Genomic DNA, 18,216 nt, shown 5'->3' with positions numbered 1-18,216 from the left:
AGTGGTGCTTTTCTGAAGGTGTGGCGCGGTTCACGGGGGAACTCGTGTGACCGCGCCGTCGCCATGAGAGGAGCGATCACGATGGATCGTGTGCGCATGCACGAGGAACCCGTCTCCCTGGAGATCAGCGGGTGCAGCAAGGAGGACGCCCGGATCGTGTTCGACGTGCTCTGTGAGTGCTTCGAGTCCGACCGGTCCGCCGAGGACGTGCCCCAGCAGCTCCACGAGAGCCGCCCGATGGTCTGGCTCGGCACCTTCGAGGTCACCGACGCGCACGAGTGCGCGACCCCGCCCCGGCTCTCGTCCTCCGTCGAGGCCGACGCGCAGGGCGGCTACTGGGCCATCGAGCGGCTGCGCTCCACCCTCGACTCCCTGTTCGCGGTGCGCGACCTCTCCTCGGCCTCCGGGGACCAGGAGCGGGAGCTGCACGTTCTGCTGGAGAGCAGGTGAGCTGCGGCACATCACCCCCGGCCTGGTTCTGCAACTAGTTGCATAAACCGTGCGCGGTCCTCTACAACAGGAGGGACGACACCGCGCACGGAGGCCTGCCATGAGCCGTTACCCCCATCTGCTGAGCCCGCTGGACCTGGGCTTCACCACGCTGCCCAACCGCGTCCTGATGGGCTCCATGCACGTCGGTCTGGAGGAGGCCGAGCGCGGGTTCGAGCGCATGGCGGCCTTCTACGCCGAGCGCGCGCGGGGCGGCGTCGGCCTCATCGTCACCGGCGGCATCGCGCCCAACGACGCGGGGCGCCCCTACGAGGGCGGCGCCAAGCTCACCACCGAGGCGGAGGCCGACGAGCACCGGGTCATCACCGAGGCCGTGCACCGCGAGGGTGGCCGGATCGCGATGCAGATCCTGCACTTCGGCCGGTACGCCTACCACCAGGACCTCGTCGCCCCGAGCCCGCTCCAGGCGCCGATCAGCCCCTTCCCGCCCCGTGAGCTCACCGACGCCGAGGTCGAGCAGACCATCGACGACTACGCCCGCGCCGCCCGCCTCGCCCAGCGGGCCGGCTACGACGGTGTGGAGATCATGGGCTCCGAGGGCTACCTGATCAACGAGTTCATCGCCGCCCAGACCAACCGGCGCACCGACCGCTGGGGCGGGTCGTACGAGAACCGCATGCGCTTCCCCGTCGAGATCGTGCGGCGGGTGCGCGAGGCCGTCGGCACGGACTTCATCATCGTCTACCGGCTCTCCATGCTGGACCTGGTCCCCGGCGGCTCCACCCACGACGAGGTGGTCACCCTCGCCAAGGCCGTCGAGGCGGCCGGCGCGACGATCATCAACACCGGCATAGGCTGGCACGAGGCCCGCATCCCGACCATCGCCACCTCGGTGCCGCGCGGCGCGTACACCTGGGTCACCAAGAAGCTCATGGGCGCGGTCGGTATCCCCCTCGTCACCACCAACCGCATCAACACCCCCGAAGTGGCCGAGGAGTTGCTCGCCGACGGCTACGCGGACATGGTGTCCATGGCCCGCCCGATGCTCGCCGACCCCGACTTCGTGAACAAGGCCGCGGCCGGCACCCCCGAGGCCATCAACACCTGCATCGGCTGCAACCAGGCCTGCCTCGACCACACTTTCAGCGGCAAGATCACCTCCTGCCTGGTCAACCCGCGCGCCTGCCACGAGACCGAGCTGGTGCTGGCCCCGACCCGGCTGAGGAAGCGCGTCGCGGTCGTCGGCGCCGGCCCGGCGGGCCTCGCCTGTTCCGTCTCCGCCGCCGAGCGCGGGCACGACGTCACCCTCTTCGACGCCGCGAGCGAGATCGGCGGCCAGCTCAACGTCGCCCGCCAGGTCCCCGGCAAGCAGGAGTTCGACGAGACCCTGCGCTACTTCCGCCACCAGCTCGACGCCCACGGCGTCGACGTACGCCTCAACACCCCTGTGACGTCGGCCGACCTGGACGGCTACGACGAGGTCGTCGTCGCCACCGGCGTCAGCCCGCGCACCCCCGACATCCCCGGCGTCGACCACCCGAGCGTCGTCGGCTACCTCGACGTCCTGCGCGACAAGGTCCAGGTCGGCGACCGCGTCGCGATCCTCGGCGCCGGCGGCATCGGCTTCGACGTGGCCGAGTTCCTGACGGACGCGGGCGACAAGGCCAACGAGGACCCGGCGACGTACTTCCGCCACTGGGGCGTCGACATGGACCACACCGGCCCCGGCGGCCTCACCGCCCCCGAGCGCCCCGCCCCGCCGCGCACCGTCCATCTGCTCCAGCGCAAGACCAGCAAGGTCGGCGCGGGGCTCGGCAAGACCACCGGCTGGATCCACCGCACCGAGCTCAAGCACCGCGGCGTCACCATGGTCCCGGGCGTGCGCTACGACCGCATCGACGACGCCGGACTGCATGTCACCGTCGGCGAGGAGAGCACGGTCCTCGCGGTCGACACCGTCGTCCTGTGCACCGGGCAGGAGCCGCGCCGCGACCTGTACGAGGAGCTGGTCGCCGCCGGAGTGAGCGCCCATCTGATCGGCGGTGCCGACGTGGCCGCCGAACTGGACGCCAAGCGGGCCATCAAGCAGGGCACCGAGGTCGCGGCGGCCCTGTGAGGGCCGTCCCTAGGATGACTCCATGTCACTCCCGCACGCGATCCTGACCGCCCTGCTGGAAAGGCCGTCCTCAGGCCTCGACCTGACGCGGCGTTTCGACAGGTCGATCGGCTACTTCTGGTCGGCGACGCATCAGCAGATCTATCGCGAGCTGGGAAAACTGGAGGCCGAGGGGCACATCAGGGCGCTGCCGTCGGAGCAGCCGGCCCGCGGGCAGAAGAAGTCGTACGAGGTCCTGCCCGCGGGCCGCGCCGAACTGGCCCGCTGGACGGCCGCGTCCCAGGACCCCAAGCCGTACCGCGAGACGCTGTTCCTGCGGCTGCGGGCGGCGGCCGTGGTGGGCAACGAGGGCATCCAGGGCATCGAGGCCGATCTGCGCCGCCATCTGGAGCTGCACCGGGGGCAGTTGGCGGAGTACGAGGAGATCGAGCAGCGCGACTTCCCGCCGGGCAGGGACAGCCCGCAGGACCGGTTGCAGCACCTGATCCTGCGGGCGGGGATCGATCTGGAGACCTTCTGGACACGGTGGCTCACCCACGCGCTGGAGGAGTTCGCCGAGCTGCCCGACCCGTCTCAGAGCCGGTAGGGCTTGGCGCGGCGGCGCAGGAACCAGGCCGCCGCGATACCGCCGATCCCGACGAGCGCGGCACCGGCGCCCAGGGTGAGCGGACCGTAGTCCTTGATGCCGCCGCCCAGCCCGCCCATGACGCCGCGCGACGGGGAGGCGGTCGCGGAGATGGTCGGCGTGGAGGCCGTCGAGACGATGACCGACTGGGAGCCGGCCGTGGAGTTGTCGGCGCACATGACGACGACCGTGTACGTCCCGGGGCTCACGCTCGACCAGGCGGCCGACTGCAAGGAAGTCGTCCCCGACAGCGTCACCTGACGGCCCTGGGCGAAGCTCGCCTGGCTGCTGGTGAGCAGCGAGGCGGTGCCCCAGCTGCCGTTGACCTGGGTGCAGGCGCTGGTGGTCACCGAGACCGTGGACCCGGTCGTGCTCACGGAGATGCCGGAGACCGCGACCGCTGGGGTGGCGGCCAGCGCGGCGACGGCGGCCGCGATCGGACCGGAGCGGAGGAGAAACTGACTTGTACGCATGGACTGCCCTCCGGCGGCACGGTTGGCGGTACGTCCCATGCGCCGCCGAGGATCGGGGAAGGCCCGTGCGCCTCAGGGGCAGCCAACGTGCCCCCGGCCCGGCGCGCACCTGGACCGCCCCCGGGCAGGTGACGGATTCCTTCGTCCGGCCCATGCCGGCGGTGTTCTCAGGGCGCCGCGCCGGTCGTGACCGTCCGCTCCGGCGACCATCCGCCCCAGGTCCCGTCCGGCAGCCTCGCCCGGATCCGCAGCCGGTGGGTGACGCCCCCGTCCCGGCCCGCGTAGAAGCTGTACGTCGCCCGCCGGGTGGGCGCGGTGCCGCCGTAGACCAGTGAGGTGGCCTGCCGCCTGTCCAGCCGTATCCGGTACTCCGTGACCACGCCGTCCACGCGTGGCGGCACCCAGGACAGGTCGAAGTAGTACGCCCCGTCGTCGGCCAGGCGGGTCGCCGCGCGGAACTCGGCGGGGGCCGTGCCGCGCCCGTCGTCGGTGCCGGGCGCGGTGGTGAGGCGGACGGTGGTGCTCGCGGGGGAGACGTTGTCGGCGGCGTCGCGGGCCCGCACGGTGAAGGAGTAGCGGACACCGGGGCGGAGCCCCGTCACCACGGTCGCCGTCTGGTTCCCGCCGACGCTGTGGATCTTCGTGCCGCCCTGCTGGATGTCGTACGACACCACCCCCACGTCGTCCGAGGCCGCGGACCACGACAGCTGCACCGACCGGCCGCCGACTGCCCGGCCCGTCACCCGCCCCGGGCGGGTCGGCGCCGAGGCGTCCGCCCGGGTGGCCGCCGGTGTGGTCGCCCGGACCTCACGGCTGGGCGGACCGAGACGCCCCTCGGTGTCCCGGGCCCGCACGGTGAACACATAGCTGGTGGACGGCCTGAGCCTGGAGACGTCCACCATGTGCTCGGAACCCGGCACCTCCTTCACCTTGGTGGTGCCGCGATACACCTCGTAGCCCCGGACACCGCCCTCGGCCGTCACCGCGCTCCACATCACGTGCACGCTGGTCGCGCTGCCGGCCGCGGCGGTGACCCCCGCCGGGGCGCCGGGAAGCCGGCCCTCGTCGTCGTCGGCGCCGCTCCAGCCGCAGCCCGCCAGCAGCAGGAGCACCCCGCAGAGAGCGGCAACGCGTCGCACGAGTCCGCCTCCCCGAGGTAATGGTCCGGACCAATAGAGCGTCCCTCACTATGCAGCTGCTGACGTGATCCCATCAAGAGGGGCGGCGTTGGTGAACGCGCCGGACGGTTACGTATGCTGAAGCTCCTCATGGTGAACTTCCTTCGAGGGCTCGGGAGTTCACGCTGTTGGCGCGGGCCGCTGTCGTCGCTGTCCCCGCGCCGGACGCGGGCGGCCGGGCAGCCGGAGCCGACGCAGGCTCAGGCGCCCGGCCCCTGTCGGACGTTCGGGGAAACACGCTCGCCCACGGGGCCGTGCACCGTCCGGCCCCCTCAGGGTGGCCGGGTGGCCGACGCGGCATCAGATTGGGCTGGGTGTGCGTCAATGTCCCCCAGGAGAGGGTCCCTCATCGTGCGTGTCCAGTCGCTGACGCTGGCCGCGGCAGGCGTCGCCCTGCTCGCCCCGACGACGTCACCCGCCGCCGAGCCCGTCGCCCACCAGGAGCCGGTCGTGCGCCACGAGGGCGACGTCCGCGCCGCCGACCTGCTGGCCAGGGTGCGTGACTGTGTCCCCGTCTCCCGCGGCCGGTACGCCACCGACGAGGGTCTGCCCGCCACCGTCCCGGTCTGCGGCACCGACGAGGCCGTGTTCTGGAAGGCCGACATGGACATCGACTGCGACGGGCGGCCAGGCCGGCTCTGCAACCGGCGCACCGACCCGCTGTTCTCCGACGCCACCGCCTACCAGCAGGCCGACGGCCGCTACCTGAGCGCCGAACGCCTGCCCTACATCGTGGTGCCCGCCCCGAGCCGCGTCTGGGACTACCGCGCCGCCGGCGTGCGGGGCGGCTCGGTCGCCGCGGTGATCTACAAGGACCGGGTGCAGTACGCGGTCGTCGGCGACGTCGGCCCCCGCGGCATCATCGGCGAGGCCTCCTACGCCGGCGCCAAGGCCCTGGGCATCCGCCCCGACCCGCGCGGCGGCGGCACACCCTCCGGGGTCACCTACATCGTCTTCAAGGACACCCAGGTCAAACCCATCGAGGACCACGCCGCCGCCGTCGCCACGGGGGAGCGACTGGCGCGGTTGTTCGTACGGGGGCGGTAGGCGCCGCGTCGGACCACCGCTCCCTGGGCGAGTCGGACCTCCGCTCCCTGGGTGCCTCGGGCCGCCGCCCCGTGGGTGTGTCAGACCGCCGACCAGCCGTTGTCCACGGCCAGTACCACTCCGTTGATGTTGCTGGCCGCGTCCGAGGCGAGGAAGACGATCGCGGCGGCCTGCTCCTCCGGCTCGGAGACACGGCCTACGTTGCCGAAGTAGGGGCCGAGTGCCTGCGGGCCGTGTGCCTTGCCGTCGATGTCCGGGATCATGCCGGTCGCGGTGCCGCCCGGGGCGATGGCGTTGGCCCGGATGCCCTGGTTGCGGTACATCACGGCCAGGTTCTTGGTGAGGCCCACGATGCCGTGCTTCGAGGCCGTGTAGGCGGCGCCCGCGGCGCTGCCCCGCAGCCCGGCCTCGGAGGCGGTGCTCACGATCGCGCCCCCGCCCGCCTCCAGCATGTGCGGCAGCACGGCCCGCGTCAGCAGGAAGGGCGCGGTCAGGTTGACCCGCAGCACCCGCTCCCACTCCGCGTCGCTCACATCCGCCAGCGCCGACATCCGGTCCATGATCCCGGCGTTGTTCACCAGCACGTCCACACCGCCGAACCGCTCCACCGCGGTCGCGGTCACCCGGTCGACGACGGCCTGCTCGCTCAGATCGCCGGTGACGGCGACCGCCGTGCCGCCCGCCTCCCCGATCTCGCTGACGACCTTCTCCGCCCCGTCCGCGTTCAGATCCGCGACCAGCACCTTCGCTCCCTCGGCGGCGAAGGCCAGTGCGGCGGCGCGACCGATCCCCGAGCTCGCTCCGGTGACGATGACGCTGCGTCCGTCGAGTCCAGTGGCCATGTCGGTTCCCTGTCCGTGCGGTGCGAGGGGCGGCGTACGAGAGCGACGCGCCCGGTGTGTACCCACTCTACGACTTAATGTCTGCGAGTGACATAAAATGGTGGTGGAGAATTCCGGGAGACGATCACCGGAGCCGGAGGAACACATGACCGCAGCGCGCGGACGGACGGGACGACCACCGCTGACCGAGGAGCGCAAGGCGGAGTTCAGGCTGGAGATCGCCCGGGCCGCGGTCGACCTGTTCGTCACCCAGGGCGTCGCGGCCACCACCGGCGAACAGATCGGCCAGGCGGTCGGCGTCTCCGCCCGCACCCTCTGGCGCTACTTCCCGAGCAAGGAGAGCTGCGTACGGCCGCTGTTCTCGGCCGGCATCGACGTGATCGCCGAGTGCCTGCGGGAGTGGCGCCCCGGGCAGCCCCTGGAGCAGCTCTTCGACCGCCGCCTCGCGGCCGACCCCGCCTTCGTCGCCGGCCCGGAGCGGGCGACGGTCGGGGCGCTGGTACGACTGACCCGCACCGAACCCTCGCTGCGCGCGATCTGGCTTCAGACGTACGACGAGGCCGAGCCGGCGTTCGCCCGCGCTCTCGGCGAGCGGGCCGGCCTGCCCGCGGACGACCTGCGGCCCACGATCCAGGCGGCGATGTTCAACGCGGCCCTGCGCGCGGCGGTGGAGCACTACGCCTGGCGCGTCGAGACCGAGCAGACGGACGCCGCGAGGGCGGAGGCCGAGCTGGCGGACACCATGTGCTCGGCCCTCGCCGTCGCGGCGCGCGGGCTGTCCTGAGGGGTCTTTTCAGACCTTGCGGTACGTGTACGCCTCCGCTGCCGCCGCCTCCACCGCCGCGAGGTCCGCGCCCGTGGCGGCCGTGACGACAGCCGCGACCGCGCCCTCGACGAACGGGGCGTCCACCAGGCGGGTGTTGCCGGGGAGTTCATCGCCCTCGGCCAGCAGCGCCTTGACCGTCAGGACGGCACTGCCGAGGTCGGTGAGGACGGCGACCCCGGCACCCCGGTCCACCGAGGCGGCGGCAGCGGCGATGAGCGCGGAGCTGGTCCCGAGCTCCCCGCCCTCGGTGCCGCCCGCCGGCGCGACCGGCACCTCGATGCCACCACCCGCGAGCCCCCGTGCCAACTCGGCGACCGACGCGGCGACCTGGGCACTGTGCGAGACCAGCACGATCCCCACGAGCTCGCCGTCACTCACCGTTCGCCTCCGCGAGTGCCGCGACCAGCAGTGCGGACGAGGTGGCGCCCGGGTCCTGGTGTCCGATGCTGCGCTCGCCCAGATAGCTCGCCCGGCCCTTGCGGGCCTGCAACGGCGCCGTCGCGAGGGCGCCCTCCTCCGCGGCGGCCCGGGCGGCGGCGAACCCGTCGCCGAGCGCGTCCACGGCCGGGACCAGCGTGTCGATCATGGTCTTGTCGCCGGGCGCGGCCCCGCCGAGGGCCATGACCGCGTCCACCCCCGCCCGGAACGCCTCGGCGAACTGCCCCTCGTCGACCTCGGCGGCCTCCCCGAGCGCCTTCCCGGTGCGCCGCAGCAGCGTGCCGTACAGCGGTCCTGACGCCCCGCCGACCGTGGAGATCAGCTGCCGTCCGGCCAGCGTGAGCACCGCGCCGGGCGTGTCCGGGGCCTCCTTCTCCAGGACGGCCGTCACGGCGCGGAACCCGCGCTGGAGGTTGCTGCCGTGGTCGGCGTCCCCGATGGGGGAGTCGAGGGCGGTCAGCCGCTCCGCCTCGCGGTCCACCGATGCGGCGGTCGCCGTCATCCAACGGCGGAAGAATTCGGCGTCGAGCACTGGATCTCCTTGCGTGGTAGGTGGGTTGACGGCCCTTCGGCGTCGGCTCACATGCCCCAGCGCAGCCCCGCGGTCTTCACCGGGGCGTCCCACAGCCGCAGCGTCTCCTCGTCGATCTGGCACAGCGTGACCGAGACGCCCGCCATGTCGAGGGAGGTGACGTAGTTGCCGACGAGGGTGCGGGCGATGGCCACCCCGCGCTCGGTCAGCGCCCGCTGCACCTCGGCGTTGAACCCGTACAGCTCCAGGAGCGGGGTCGCGCCCATGCCGTTGACCAGCAGCAGCACCGGATTGCGCGGGCTGATGTCGTCGAGGATCGCGGTCACGGCGAAGTCGGCGATCTCGCGCGAGGTCATCATCGCCCGCCGCTCCCGGCCCGGTTCGCCGTGGATGCCGATGCCCAGCTCCAGTTCGCCGTCGGGCAGATCGAAGGTGGGGCTGCCCTTGGCGTACGTGGTGCAGGCGCTGAGCGCGACGCCGAAACTGCGGGAGCTCTCGTTGACCTGACGGGCGATCGACTCGACGCGCTCCAGCGGCTGGCCCTCGTCCGCGGCGGCACCGGCGATCTTCTCGACGAACAGGGTGGCGCCCGTGCCGCGCCGGCCCGCCGTGTAGAGGCTGTCGGTGACGGCCACGTCGTCGTTGACGAGCACCTTCGCCACCTGGATGCCCTCGTCCTCGGCGAGTTCGGCGGCCATGTCGAAGTTGAGGACGTCACCGGTGTAGTTCTTCACGATGAACAGCACGCCCGCGCCGCTGTCCACGGCCGCCGCCGCCCGCACCATCTGGTCGGGCACGGGGGAGGTGAACACCTCGCCGGGGCAGGCCGCCGACAGCATGCCGGGGCCCACGAACCCGCCGTGCAGCGGCTCGTGTCCGGAACCGCCGCCGGAGACCAGGGCCACCTTTCCGGCCACGGGAGCGTCCCGTCGTACGATCACCCGGTTCTCCACGTCGACGGTGAGTTCGGGATGGGCGGCCGCCAGTCCGCGCAGCGCGTCCGCGACGACGGTCTCCGGGACGTTGATGAGCATCCGCATGGGTACCTCCTGGCCGAAACGTGAACAGGACACCTGATGCATGCAGTATCGAACGTGCGGCAGCGAAGGTCACGACGGGGGACCGGTGCGGGCCGGCTGTGTCCAGGCGTGCGCGATGAGGTGCTCGATGTGGGCGGGGTCCGGCAGCGGGCCGTGGTCGCCCGTCACCCCGAGCGCGGACGCGGCCGTGATGTGCCCGAGGCGCAGGGCCCGCTCCACGTCCCCGTCCGGTGTCAGCCCGGCCAGGAACCCGGCCGCGAAGGCGTCCCCGGCGCCCACCGGCTCCACCACGTCCACCGGCAGGGCGGGCACGGTCCAGGTCTGCTCCTCGCCGAAGGCGGTGACCGCCCGTCCGCCGTCCTTGACGACCAGCAGCCGCGGACGCGGCAACAGCCGCCGCACATCGGCCGGTTCGAGGTCCGCGCCCCACAGGCCCTGGGCTTCGTCCAGACCGACGAAGGCGATGTCCGCGCGGTCGGCCAGTTCGCGGAGCACGGCGGCGGCCGTGCCGTCCGGCCAGAGCGCGGGGCGGTGGTTGACGTCGAAGCTGATCGCGTACGGGCGATCGTCCGGCGGGGTGGCCAGGGCTCGTTCCACGAGGGCGCGGCACGACGGCGAGAGCGCCGGGGTCACACCGGTGAGGTGGACGAGCGAGGCGGCGGCCACGCTCGGGTCGTCCAGGACCTCGGGGCCCATGGCTGACGCGGCCGAACCGGCGCGGTAGTAGTGGACGCGGGTGCCGGCGGGGCCCGGTTCCTTCACGAGCAGCCCGGTCCGCCGCTTCGTGTCGTGGCGTACGGCGCCCACGTCGACGCCCGCCGCGGCGACCACGGCACGTACGCGCCGGCCGAACGCGTCGGCGCCGAGGGAGGAGATCCACGAGACGGGGACGCCGAGGCCGGCGAGGTACATCGCCACGTTCGACTCCGCCCCCGCGACCGACAGGCGCAGGTTCTCGACGGTCTCCAGCGGCTCCGGCGCGGCCGGGGCCAGGGCCGCCATGGTCTCGCCGACACAGACGACCGGGCCCCCGGCGGGCCGCCACGCGCTCCTCATGCCGTGGCCTCGCGGACGGCGGCGAGAAAGGCGCGGGCGCGCTCGCGCAGGGCGCTGTGGCCGCCGCCGTCGGCGGCGTCGCCGATCAGCGGGGAGCCGACGCCTACGGCGGTGGCCCCGGCCGCCAGGTAGGCGCGGGCGGCGGCCTCGTCGACTCCGCCGACCGGGACCAGGAGTTCGTGCGGGAACGGCCCGCGCAGGGCCCTGAGGTAGGCGGGGCCGCCGGCCTGCGCGGCCGGGAAGACCTTGAGTCCGGTGGCGCCCTGGCCGCGGGCCGTCACGATCTCGGTGGGGGTCATGACACCCGCCAGCACCGGCAGGCCCAGCGCGTGGGCCGCGGTGACGCCCTCGCCGAGCGCCGGGGTGACCGCGAAGTCCGCCCCGGCGTCACGGGCGGCCCGTGCGTCGTCCGCGGTCAGGACGGTTCCGGCGCCGAGCGGCCGGTCCGGGCCGAGGGCCTCGCGGGCGCGCTCGATGACGGACAGGGCGTCCCGCCCGGTCAGCGACACCTCGATGAGCCCGACTCCCTCGTCGGCCAGGGTCAGCACGGTGCGCAGGGCGGCCTCGGGGTCGTCGCCGCGCACGATCGCGACGAGGCGGTGGGCGGTCAGCGCCGCTCGCAGGTCCATGGACGGGGCTCCTTGTCACGCGGGCCGGTTCAGGGGCGTACGTGATCATTGTGAGCCACCCCGCACCTCAACTGGTCCATACCAACCTCTTGACATGTCCATCTCTCACTTCTTAAATCACGCAGTGAACTAAGCCGCGGTGAAACCGGCTTCCCCACCCCCCACCTCGCGCCGCCGTGTCGGCACAGGAGATGACGTGCTCCGACTCCCCAGACCCCGCACCGCCGCGGCCGCGCTGGCCGCCGCCACCGCCGCCTCGGTCCTCACCGGCCTCCAGCCCGCCCAGGCCGCGGTCACCGCCCTGCCCACCGGCTGGTCCACGGTCGTGGGCGCCGGCAGCGGCAAGTGCCTGGACGCCCGCTCGGCGGCCACCGTCAACGGCACCGCCGTACAGCAGTACACCTGCAACAACACCACCGCCCAGCAGTGGAGTTTCACCGCCACCGGCGACGGCTACGTCCGGATCAACAACCGCAACGACGCCCAGCAGGTCGCCGACGTCAGCGACGTGTCCACCGCCGACAACGCGGCCGTGCACCTGTGGACCTACGGCGGCGGCGCCAACCAGCAGTGGCTGCCCGTCGACGAGGGCGGTGGCGCCTACCACTTCGTCAACCGCAACAGCGGCAAGTGTCTCGACGTGCCCGCGGCCTCGACCGCCGACAGCGTCCAACTGGTGCAGTACACCTGCAACGGCACCGCCGCCCAGCGCTTCCAGGTCGCCCCCGTGAGCGCCGCGCCCGGCGACGTCGACCTCGGCCCGAACGTGGTCGTCTTCGACCCGTCCATGCCCTCGGCCACCATCCAGAGCCGGCTGAACCAGATCTTCCAGCAGCAGGAGACCAACCAGTTCGGCGCCCAGCGCTATGCCGTGATGTTCAAGCCCGGTACCTACAGCAACGACGTCAACGTCGGCTTCTACACCCAGGTACTGGGGCTCGGCCAGTCGCCCGACTCGGTCACGATCAACGGCGCGGTGCATGTGGAGGCCGACTGGTTCCCGCCGCAGAACGCCACCCAGAACTTCTGGCGCGGCGCCGAGAACCTGTCCGTCAACCCGACGGGCGGCACGGACCGTTGGGCGGTCTCGCAGGCCTCCGGCTACCGGCGCATGCATGTCCGCGGCAACCTGGAACTCAGCGACGGCGGTTGGTCCAGCGGCGGGTTCATGGCCGACACCAAGATCGACGGCCAGGTCCGCTCCGGCACCCAGCAGCAGTGGCTCACCCGCAACTCCCAGCTCGGCAGCTGGACCGGGTCCAACTGGAACATGGTCTTCGTCGGCAGCCAGGGCGTCCCGGGCAACAGCTTCCCCAACCCGCCCTACACCACGGTGAACCAGACGCCGACCGTACGCGAGAAGCCCTTCCTGTACGTCGACGGCGCGGGCGCCTACAAGGTGTTCGTGCCCGCCGTGCGGACCAACTCCTCGGCGACCAGCTGGGCGAGCGGCAACCCCCCGGGGACCTCGCTCGGCATCGACCAGTTCTACGTCGTCAAGCCGGGCGCGACCGCCGCACAGATCAACTCCGCGCTGGCCGAGGGCAAGAACCTGCTGGTCACCCCCGGCGTCTACCACCTCGACCAGACCCTGCGCGTGACCCGCCCGGACACCGTCGTCCTCGGCCTCGGACTCGCCACCTTCGTCCCCGACAACGGCCTCACCGCCATGACGGTCGCCGACGTCGACGGAGTGAAGCTCGCGGGCCTCCTCTTCGACGCCGGCACCACCAACTCCCAGACGCTGGTGGAGATCGGCCCGACCGGCGCCGCCGCCGACCACTCGGCCGACCCCACCTCGCTGCACGACGTCTACTTCCGCGTCGGCGGCGCCGCCGTGGGCAAGGCCACCACCAGCCTCGTCGTCAACAGCGACGACGTCATCGGCGACCACATGTGGATCTGGCGCGCCGACCACGGCACAGGCGTCGGCTGGACCATCAACACCGCCGACACCGGACTGATCGTCAACGGCGACGACGTGACGATGTACGGGCTGTTCGTCGAGCACTACCAGAAGCACCAGACGATCTGGAACGGCAACGGCGGCCGGACGTACTTCTACCAGAACGAGATGCCCTACGACCCGCCCAACCAGGCCGCCTGGATGAACGGCTCCACCCAGGGCTACGCCGCCTACAAGGTCGCGAACACCGTCACCAGCCACCAGGCCTACGGGCTCGGCAGCTACTGCTACTTCAACGTCAACCCGAGCGTCACCGCGGAGCACGCCTTCGAGGTGCCGGGCGCCCCGAACGTACGTTTCCAGAACATGGTGACCGTCTCGCTGGGTGGCACCGGCACGATCCGGCACGTCATCAACGACCGGGGCGGCCCGTCCAACTCTTCGACGAACGTCGCCAACCTGGTGAGCTATCCGTGACGCCTCGGGGAAGGGACTGTTTGTTCGCCCAGTGAAAGTTCATTCACCGGGGGCTGGTCAAGTGCGGCCCCCGGTGTGAGACTCGGCGCACCACAGATCCTTCAAGGAGTCGCCGATGAGCAGGAGCGAGTCTCCCGAGGCCGGTACGACGGCCGGCGTGGTCCGCGGTCGCCGTGAGGACGGCCTGGACGTCTTCCGCGGCATCCCCTACGCACAGCCCCCGCTGGGAGAGGCGCGGTTCGCGGCGCCGCGACCGGCGGAGCGCTGGGCCGGGGTGCGGGAAGCGACCGCGTTCGGACCGCCGGTCCCACAGGAACCGCTCGGCCCCGATCCCGCCTCCGTGCCGCCCTGGAGCCTGCCGACCGGTGACGACTGGCTGACCGTCAACGTCTGGACCCCCGAGGCCGACGAGGCGGCGGGCCGCCCGGTCATGGTGTGGATCTACGGCGGCGCCTACAAGCTGGGCTCCAGCGACGACCCCACCTACCACGGCGCCCGGCTCGCCCGGGACGGCGGCCTGGTCGTGGTGACCCTGAACTACCGGGTCGGCGTCGAGGGGTTCCTCCACATCGAGGGGGCTCCCGCGAACCGGGGGTTGCTCGACCAGGTCGCCGCCCTGGAATGGGTGCGCGACAACATCACGGCCTTCGGCGGCGACCCCGGCCAGGTGACCGTCTTCGGTGAATCAGCCGGTGCCGGGTCCGTCGCCGCGCTTCTGGCGATGCCGCGGGCGCGCGGCCTGTTCCGCCGGGCGATCGCGCAGAGCGTGCCGGGCACGTACTTCTCGGACGAGCTGGCCAGGGACATCGGCGAGGCCGTCGCCGGTGAGCTCGGGCTGCGCGCGACCGTGGCGGACCTGGCAGGAGTGGACCCGCGCAAGCTGCCGGAGGCGGGGGCCGCGCTGAGCGGCCGTATGCGCGATTTCCTGCCCCGGTGGGGCTCGGTCGCCCTGACCGGCACCCCGTACTCCCCGGTCGTCGACGGAGACGTCCTGCCGGTCGTGCCGTGGACGGCCCTGGCGGACGGCGCTGCCCGGGACGTGGAGCTGATCGTCGGGCACAACCGCGACGAGTACCGCCTCTTCCTGATGATGGACGGCCTGCTCGGCAAGGTGGACGAGCGGCTGGCCTCGGGGGCGCTGGCCGCGTTCGGTCCGGGACCCGACGCCGAGCGGGCCTACCGCGCCGCGTACCCGGACGCCTCGGCGGAGCACCTCTTCGAACTCGTCCGGTCCGACTGGCTGTTCCGTATGCCCTCGCTCCACCTGGCGGACGCGCAGACCGCCGGTGGCGGGCGGGCGTACCTGTACGAACTCACCTGGTCCGCCCCGGTGCACGGAGGCGTGCTCGGGGCCTGCCACGGCCTTGACGTGCCCCTGGTCTTCGGACCGCAGGGCGGCGGGCTCGGCAGCATGCTGATCGGCCCGGAGCCCACCCGCGACACCGAGCGGCTCTCCGCGAGCGTCCGCTCCGCGTGGACGGCGTTCGCCGCCACCGGCGACCCCGGCTGGCCCGCGTACGACTCCAAGGACCGGCTCGTCCGGCTCCTGGACACCGAACCGACGGTGACCGCCTACCCGGAGGAGGCCTCACGGCGGCTGTGGGAGCGACACACCTTCGAGGCGCTGCCCCTGACCGTGCACTGACCGGTCCGGGGGAGTGCCCAGGTGCGTCGGCCGCGAGGTTCGCTTCTCTCGGTGCTGTGCTGCGTGCGGTCCCGGGGGCCGCGGGTCAGCGGCCGCCCGGCCCTCCGCTGCCGAACGAGCCGCTGCTGCCGTCGCTCCAGCGGGGCCGGTCATTGTCGGGGCCGGTCCGGGTGCTGCTGTTGCCGAAGGCGGGCATCTCGTGCGGGGTGAGGCGGCTCTCGCTCCGGGGCACCTCGTCGGGCTCCCTGTTCTCCATGACCTCGCGGACGGGCCCGCCCTCGGGCAGCCGCGGCTGCTCCTCGGGACGCGGTGGCGGAAGTTCCCGGCGACGGGCGCGTGCGCCCATCCAGATCGCGCCGAGCAGCAGGGCGACCACGACCAGACCCGCCACGATCAGCCCGACGCCCAGGGCGCCGCGACCCGCGGCCATCTCCATCCATGCGATGTTCATGGCCCCGCGAGTACCCCTGCCGGCGTGCGTGAACCCGTCCGCCACGACCGGCGGAAACCTCCGGCGAGGGGGTTTGACGCGATCCGCGGCGGCTACCCGCGCGGTGTGACAGCGACGACATCCCAACAGGAGCTCATCCGGTTCCTGGAGGACCGTTTCGCGTGTGCGCAGGCGTGCACCGATTGCGCCCGGGCATGTGCGGTCCGTGCCAGCCTCGTGGATCCGGACGGGACCGAGCAGCAGGAACTCGTACGACGCAAGGGCATCATGTGCGCGGAGGTGTGCGACGCGACGTGCCGGGTGCTGTCCGAGCAGAACCGGCTGGACGAGAGCGGTATCCGCGTCCAGCTCGAATGGTGCCGGACGGTCTGCCTGGAATGCGCCCAGGCCTTCGACAACCACCCGGGCGCCGAGGAGGCCGCCAAGGCCTGCCGGACCTGCGCCCAGGCCTGCACGGACTTCATGGACACGCTGAACTGAGGTGCGGCGCACTTCTCACAGAGGTCGTCCCATCCGTACGTTCCAGCGGCCCGCCCTGCCGCTGAGTTCGACGGCTGTGAGCGGTGCGACGTCCGTGCGCCAGAACGACGACCTCGGCGCTCCCAGCGCGTGGACGAGCGCGGCGCGGACGATCTCGGGTTCGGCCACGGCGATCGTCCGGCCCGGCTCAGCGGCGAGCGAGTCCAGCCATGCCCCGACCCGCTCGCACAGCGTGTGCACCGACTCCCCGCCGTGCGGTGCCGCTTCCACGTCCGCCAGCCAGCGGGCCAGCGCCTCCGGCTCGGCGGCGCCCACCTCGGTCAGCGTCGCCCCGCGCCAGCGGCCCGGGTCGAGGGCGGCCAACTCCGGTGTGTCCAGGGCGTCGAGGCCGAGTGCGCCGGCCGTCTCCCGGCAGCGCACGGTGGGGGAGACGCAGACCCGGTGGGCTGTGGGCAGCGTGCCCGCGGCGGCCTTCGCGAGCCGCAGTCCGGAGTCGTCCAGCGGGCTGCCGTCGTCGAAGCGGGCCTCGCGCAGAGCCGCACTGATCGCGGGTGAGATCAAGATCACTCGGCTGGTCATCCGCCCATTCCCCGGCTCAACATCCCTTCCGTACCACGTAATTGGCATGCCCACAGCGCTTCAGGGGCGCTCGTGGCCGAACCATGCGCTCTTGGCCGCACCTCTCGCACGCGGTACCTTCTCGACGATATCGACGACGGTTCGGTGGAAGCCGGTGGGATTCCGGCACGGTCGCGCCACTGTATGCCGGGCCCGCCCCAAGGGGTGGGCCGGGGGAGTCAGACCCACCCCGTCGTCCTGTGCACCACCGAGACGGGACGCGAGTTCCCCCAGGAGGTCCTGCCATGGCGCAGACCGTCGCTCAGCCGACAACCAGTTCCACCGCCGTACCCGCAAAGCTGCCGATCGGCGCCATCGCCCCCTGGGCGGTCTTCTTCGGCGTCCTGATGCTGGTCCTGCTCTACTTCGTCGGCGCCGAACAGGGCGCCACCTCCCTGCTGTCCGGCGAGGGAGTCCACGAGTGGGTGCACGACGCCCGCCATCTGCTCGGCTTCCCGTGCCACTGACAGCGGCGAGGAAGCGTATCCGCGCATGAACTCCGCAACTGTCAGAAACCTCCTGGTCCGCGGCATGCTCGCGGGCCTCGTCGCGGGCCTGGCCGCACTCGTCGTCGCGTACTTCCTCGGGGAGCCGCGCGTCGATCAGGCCATCGCCTTCGAGGAGAGCCACGCCCATGAGCACGGCGGCGGGGAACTCTTCAGCCGTACGCTCCAGTCCACCGCGGGCCTGTCCACCGGTGTCCTCGTCTACGGGGTCGCCTTCGGCGGCATCGCGGCGCTCGCGTACTGCTTCGCGCTCGGCCGGATCGGTCGCTTCGGGCCCCGCGCGAGCGCGCTGCTCCTGGCGGTCGCCGGGCTGGTCGCGGTGTACGTCGTGCCGTTCCTCAAGTACCCGGCCAACCCGCCGGCCGTCGGTGACCCCGACACGCTCGACCAGCGGACCGCGCTGTTCTTCCTGATGATCGTCCTCAGCGTGCTGCTGACGGTGGGCACGGTCATCCTGGGCAAGCGGCTCGCACCCCGCCTCGGCAACTGGAACGCCACCCTCGCCGCGGGCGCGTTCTTCGTCCTCGTCGTCGGTCTGGCGTACGCGTTCCTGCCGTCGTTCAACGAGGTGCCGGAGCACTTCCCGGCCGCCCTGTTGTGGCAGTACCGGCTCGCGGCGCTCGCCGTGCAGGTGACCCTGTGGACCTCCTTCGGGCTGGTCTTCGGGCTGCTGGCGGAGCGGCAGCTGGCGCCGAAGCCGGCCGGACGGTCGGCGGGCGCCGACACCCGGCCGACTCCCGTCGTCCACTGAGCGGTTCAGCACCGAAAAGGCCCCCGCCTCGCGGGGGCCTTTTCGTATGCCTCGGTGCGGCCTTGCCATTCCCTATTTCTGGAACACGTTCTACCGTGTGCGCCGACAGGACCGGTTCCGGGGAGCCTGG

20 protein-coding genes are annotated in these 18,216 nt (G+C 72.3%); 10 read left to right on the top strand and 10 right to left on the bottom strand.

What is annotated here, in order from left to right; genetic code table 11:
- Positions 1-81 precede the first annotated feature (81 nt).
- The 3 genes from OG866_RS04980 to OG866_RS04970 all read left to right on the top strand — a co-directional run bounded on the left by OG866_RS04980 (position 82) and on the right by OG866_RS04970 (position 3,152).
- On the top strand, positions 82-450 hold the full coding sequence (locus OG866_RS04980) for a hypothetical protein (RefSeq protein WP_329332190.1): 369 nt from the start codon (positions 82-84) through the stop codon (positions 448-450).
- A gap of 100 nt (positions 451-550) precedes the next feature.
- Entirely contained in the window at positions 551-2,566 is a 2,016-nt protein-coding gene (locus OG866_RS04975) for an NADPH-dependent 2,4-dienoyl-CoA reductase (protein ID WP_329332189.1), read from the top strand.
- Positions 2,567-2,588: 22 nt separating this feature from the next.
- Positions 2,589-3,152 carry a PadR family transcriptional regulator gene (locus tag OG866_RS04970; RefSeq protein ID WP_329332188.1) on the top strand — a complete coding sequence of 188 codons (564 nt, stop codon included), beginning with the start codon at positions 2,589-2,591 and terminating at the stop codon, positions 3,150-3,152.
- On the opposite strand, the gene OG866_RS04965 is transcribed toward OG866_RS04970, so the two are convergent.
- Both OG866_RS04965 and OG866_RS04960 read right to left on the bottom strand, forming a co-directional pair.
- Positions 3,140-3,664, bottom strand: a complete 525-nt coding sequence (locus OG866_RS04965; protein WP_329332187.1) for a hypothetical protein — start codon at positions 3,662-3,664, stop codon at positions 3,140-3,142. The genes OG866_RS04970 and OG866_RS04965 overlap by 13 nt on opposite strands.
- Positions 3,665-3,831: 167 nt before the next feature.
- Positions 3,832-4,803: a fibronectin type III domain-containing protein gene (locus OG866_RS04960; RefSeq protein WP_329332186.1), complete on the bottom strand. Its 972-nt coding sequence runs from the start codon at positions 4,801-4,803 to the stop codon at positions 3,832-3,834.
- A 390-nt stretch (positions 4,804-5,193) separates the two neighbouring features.
- Here OG866_RS04960 and OG866_RS04955 point away from each other — a divergent pair, with 390 nt between their 5' ends.
- Entirely contained in the window at positions 5,194-5,889 is a 696-nt protein-coding gene (locus tag OG866_RS04955) for a glycoside hydrolase family 75 protein (protein ID WP_329332185.1), read from the top strand.
- An 80-nt stretch (positions 5,890-5,969) separates the two neighbouring features.
- On the opposite strand, the gene OG866_RS04950 is transcribed toward OG866_RS04955, so the two are convergent.
- Positions 5,970-6,731: an SDR family NAD(P)-dependent oxidoreductase gene (locus tag OG866_RS04950; protein ID WP_329332184.1), complete on the bottom strand. Its 762-nt coding sequence runs from the start codon at positions 6,729-6,731 to the stop codon at positions 5,970-5,972.
- 145 nt (positions 6,732-6,876) lie between these two features.
- Between OG866_RS04950 and OG866_RS04945 the strand changes: the two genes are divergently transcribed.
- Entirely contained in the window at positions 6,877-7,515 is a 639-nt protein-coding gene (locus OG866_RS04945; protein WP_329332183.1) for a TetR/AcrR family transcriptional regulator, read from the top strand.
- Between the two features lie 9 nt (positions 7,516-7,524).
- On the opposite strand, the gene OG866_RS04940 is transcribed toward OG866_RS04945, so the two are convergent.
- The 5 genes from OG866_RS04940 to OG866_RS04920 form a co-directional block, all read right to left on the bottom strand.
- Positions 7,525-7,935: a PTS-dependent dihydroxyacetone kinase phosphotransferase subunit DhaM gene (locus OG866_RS04940; protein ID WP_329332182.1), complete on the bottom strand. Its 411-nt coding sequence runs from the start codon at positions 7,933-7,935 to the stop codon at positions 7,525-7,527.
- Positions 7,928-8,527 carry a dihydroxyacetone kinase subunit DhaL gene (dhaL, locus tag OG866_RS04935; protein WP_329332181.1) on the bottom strand — a complete coding sequence of 200 codons (600 nt, stop codon included), beginning with the start codon at positions 8,525-8,527 and terminating at the stop codon, positions 7,928-7,930. The genes OG866_RS04940 and dhaL overlap by 8 nt, the downstream gene beginning before the upstream one ends.
- Before the next feature lie 47 nt (positions 8,528-8,574).
- Positions 8,575-9,567 carry a dihydroxyacetone kinase subunit DhaK gene (dhaK, locus tag OG866_RS04930; protein ID WP_329332180.1) on the bottom strand — a complete coding sequence of 331 codons (993 nt, stop codon included), beginning with the start codon at positions 9,565-9,567 and terminating at the stop codon, positions 8,575-8,577.
- 69 nt (positions 9,568-9,636) lie between these two features.
- Positions 9,637-10,623: a sugar kinase gene (locus tag OG866_RS04925; RefSeq protein WP_329332178.1), complete on the bottom strand. Its 987-nt coding sequence runs from the start codon at positions 10,621-10,623 to the stop codon at positions 9,637-9,639.
- The gene (locus OG866_RS04920; protein WP_329332177.1) at positions 10,620-11,252 is read right to left on the bottom strand and encodes a bifunctional 4-hydroxy-2-oxoglutarate aldolase/2-dehydro-3-deoxy-phosphogluconate aldolase; all 633 of its coding nucleotides are present in this window, start codon (positions 11,250-11,252) and stop codon (positions 10,620-10,622) included. Before OG866_RS04920 ends, OG866_RS04925 begins: the two co-directional genes overlap by 4 nt.
- Before the next feature lie 196 nt (positions 11,253-11,448).
- Here OG866_RS04920 and OG866_RS04915 point away from each other — a divergent pair, with 196 nt between their 5' ends.
- Together OG866_RS04915 and OG866_RS04910 are read left to right on the top strand one after the other, a co-directional pair.
- Positions 11,449-13,635 carry an RICIN domain-containing protein gene (locus OG866_RS04915; RefSeq protein ID WP_329332175.1) on the top strand — a complete coding sequence of 729 codons (2,187 nt, stop codon included), beginning with the start codon at positions 11,449-11,451 and terminating at the stop codon, positions 13,633-13,635.
- Between the two features lie 115 nt (positions 13,636-13,750).
- Positions 13,751-15,280 (top strand): carboxylesterase/lipase family protein, encoded by a 1,530-nt coding sequence (locus tag OG866_RS04910; protein WP_329332174.1) that lies wholly within the window; start codon positions 13,751-13,753, stop codon positions 15,278-15,280.
- Positions 15,281-15,365: 85 nt separating this feature from the next.
- Here OG866_RS04910 and OG866_RS04905 read toward each other — a convergent pair whose 3' ends face one another.
- On the bottom strand, positions 15,366-15,731 hold the full coding sequence (locus OG866_RS04905) for a DUF6479 family protein (protein ID WP_329332173.1): 366 nt from the start codon (positions 15,729-15,731) through the stop codon (positions 15,366-15,368).
- Positions 15,732-15,836: 105 nt separating this feature from the next.
- On the opposite strand from OG866_RS04905, the gene OG866_RS04900 reads away from it, so the two are divergent.
- Positions 15,837-16,211 carry a ferredoxin gene (locus OG866_RS04900; protein WP_329332172.1) on the top strand — a complete coding sequence of 125 codons (375 nt, stop codon included), beginning with the start codon at positions 15,837-15,839 and terminating at the stop codon, positions 16,209-16,211.
- Between the two features lie 15 nt (positions 16,212-16,226).
- Here OG866_RS04900 and OG866_RS04895 read toward each other — a convergent pair whose 3' ends face one another.
- Positions 16,227-16,790 (bottom strand): histidine phosphatase family protein, encoded by a 564-nt coding sequence (locus tag OG866_RS04895; RefSeq protein WP_329332170.1) that lies wholly within the window; start codon positions 16,788-16,790, stop codon positions 16,227-16,229.
- A gap of 284 nt (positions 16,791-17,074) precedes the next feature.
- On the opposite strand from OG866_RS04895, the gene OG866_RS04890 reads away from it, so the two are divergent.
- Together OG866_RS04890 and OG866_RS04885 are read left to right on the top strand one after the other, a co-directional pair.
- Complete coding sequence (locus tag OG866_RS04890) at positions 17,075-17,296, top strand: CbtB domain-containing protein (protein ID WP_329332169.1); 222 nt, start codon at positions 17,075-17,077, stop codon at positions 17,294-17,296.
- 25 nt (positions 17,297-17,321) lie between these two features.
- Positions 17,322-18,086: a CbtA family protein gene (locus tag OG866_RS04885; RefSeq protein WP_329332168.1), complete on the top strand. Its 765-nt coding sequence runs from the start codon at positions 17,322-17,324 to the stop codon at positions 18,084-18,086.
- The last annotated feature ends 130 nt before the right edge of the window (positions 18,087-18,216 follow it).

It is taken from the genome of Streptomyces sp. NBC_00663 (assembly GCF_036226885.1).
Lineage (GTDB): Bacteria > Actinomycetota > Actinomycetes > Streptomycetales > Streptomycetaceae > Streptomyces.
The sequence above is the reverse complement of the archived record's forward strand: the minus strand, read 5'-3'. Positions and strand labels throughout refer to the sequence as shown.

Coding starts and splice junctions, on each gene's coding strand:
- OG866_RS04950 (WP_329332184.1), bottom strand. CDS start 6,731: ATGGCCACTGGACTCGACGGACGCAGCGTCATCGTCACCGGAGCGAGC.
- dhaK (WP_329332180.1), bottom strand. CDS start 9,567: ATGCGGATGCTCATCAACGTCCCGGAGACCGTCGTCGCGGACGCGCTG.
- OG866_RS04980 (WP_329332190.1), top strand. CDS start 82: ATGGATCGTGTGCGCATGCACGAGGAACCCGTCTCCCTGGAGATCAGC.
- OG866_RS04965 (WP_329332187.1), bottom strand. CDS start 3,664: ATGCGTACAAGTCAGTTTCTCCTCCGCTCCGGTCCGATCGCGGCCGCC.
- OG866_RS04925 (WP_329332178.1), bottom strand. CDS start 10,623: ATGAGGAGCGCGTGGCGGCCCGCCGGGGGCCCGGTCGTCTGTGTCGGC.
- OG866_RS04975 (WP_329332189.1), top strand. CDS start 551: ATGAGCCGTTACCCCCATCTGCTGAGCCCGCTGGACCTGGGCTTCACC.
- OG866_RS04885 (WP_329332168.1), top strand. CDS start 17,322: ATGAACTCCGCAACTGTCAGAAACCTCCTGGTCCGCGGCATGCTCGCG.
- OG866_RS04910 (WP_329332174.1), top strand. CDS start 13,751: ATGAGCAGGAGCGAGTCTCCCGAGGCCGGTACGACGGCCGGCGTGGTC.
- OG866_RS04890 (WP_329332169.1), top strand. CDS start 17,075: ATGGCGCAGACCGTCGCTCAGCCGACAACCAGTTCCACCGCCGTACCC.
- OG866_RS04920 (WP_329332177.1), bottom strand. CDS start 11,252: ATGGACCTGCGAGCGGCGCTGACCGCCCACCGCCTCGTCGCGATCGTG.
- OG866_RS04945 (WP_329332183.1), top strand. CDS start 6,877: ATGACCGCAGCGCGCGGACGGACGGGACGACCACCGCTGACCGAGGAG.
- OG866_RS04970 (WP_329332188.1), top strand. CDS start 2,589: ATGTCACTCCCGCACGCGATCCTGACCGCCCTGCTGGAAAGGCCGTCC.
- OG866_RS04895 (WP_329332170.1), bottom strand. CDS start 16,790: ATGACCAGCCGAGTGATCTTGATCTCACCCGCGATCAGTGCGGCTCTG.
- OG866_RS04905 (WP_329332173.1), bottom strand. CDS start 15,731: ATGAACATCGCATGGATGGAGATGGCCGCGGGTCGCGGCGCCCTGGGC.